The sequence below is a fragment of the Atribacter sp. genome (assembly GCF_035418125.1).
Taxonomy (GTDB): Bacteria; Atribacterota; Atribacteria; order Atribacterales; family Atribacteraceae; genus Atribacter; species Atribacter allofermentans.
In genome coordinates, this window is the sequence record NZ_DAOLQM010000094.1 from 6,499 (window position 1) to 7,580 (window position 1,082).

Below are 1,082 nucleotides of genomic sequence, written 5' to 3' on the forward strand. Positions count from 1 at the left end.
AATAATCGGTCAAAAAAATCATTGATTTTTTCTCTGCTCCAATTTGTAAGGTGAGCAATTGCCACCCAATAGGCAGCTTCTTGAGCAAGAACAATCATATCAATGACCTCGTTTTTTTTTTATTATAATAATTGTCTGCCTCTTTTTTCTTTAGAAATAGTGTAATTTCTTAAATCCTCGAATACTGGCTCGATAATTCTCTTCGCTCATTCCAATCGAATGATATTCTTCAGCATAACCAATCAACCCTCCATTGAACCTCCCCAGGTGTTCAAATAAGTATTCAGTATATTGTTCTATTTCTTGAGGGTTTCCAGATATACCAGTAGTTTGATAACTCACTGGGCAACAAAAACAAACCTTCCCTCCAAAATCTCTTCCTAACTTCGGAATCTCATAGAGATTCGGTTGGCTGATATTGAGAATATCGACTCCAATCTCGATAAAATCTGAAATGATTGGGTAAATATATCCACAAGAATGGAAATAGACATACATTCCTTGCTGATGAACTAAATCAAACTGTTTTCGGTATCGTGGTTTGAATATTTTCCTCCAATGATCAGGAGAAACCATCAAACCATTTTGTGAGCCCCAATCATCCAAAAAAGCGATAGCATCCACATCAAAATACGAGGTTTCTCTTATCAGACTTTCTTCAAAATTAAATACCACATCGATCAATCGTTCCAACTGCTGCGATTTAGTCGATAAATGAATCAACACCTCTTCAAAGTGAGCTAAAAAAGTCATCGTGGTAAAACCCGACAAAGCCAAACTGGCCATGAGAAATTTCTCCGGATAAGTCTCTTTCTTTTTTAAGAGTTCATCAAATCGACCGGGTAAGTCTAAGGATGGTGGTTTAAGTTTATCAATTTCGTTCCAATCTTTTATCAAGGGCTCTCGCGGTTGGCCCATGGTCTCATCTTTTCTCGACCAATAAAATCCCCATTCTGAATAGTCTCGATTTTCTCCTAAAAAATGTTTCTGAATTTCACCGTAGACAATATCCGATTGATCAAAGTCTTGATTCCAGATGATTAAAGGAACATAGTCGGGATGATCTCTTCGTATAGCTCGAA

At 37.0% G+C, this 1,082-nt stretch carries 1 protein-coding gene; it reads right to left on the bottom strand.

What is annotated here, in order from left to right:
- Positions 1 to 150: 150 nt before the first annotated feature.
- The coding region (locus PLK24_RS06120) for a uroporphyrinogen decarboxylase family protein (RefSeq protein ID WP_324477312.1) at positions 151 to 1,082 on the bottom strand (932 nt) is incomplete at its 5' end.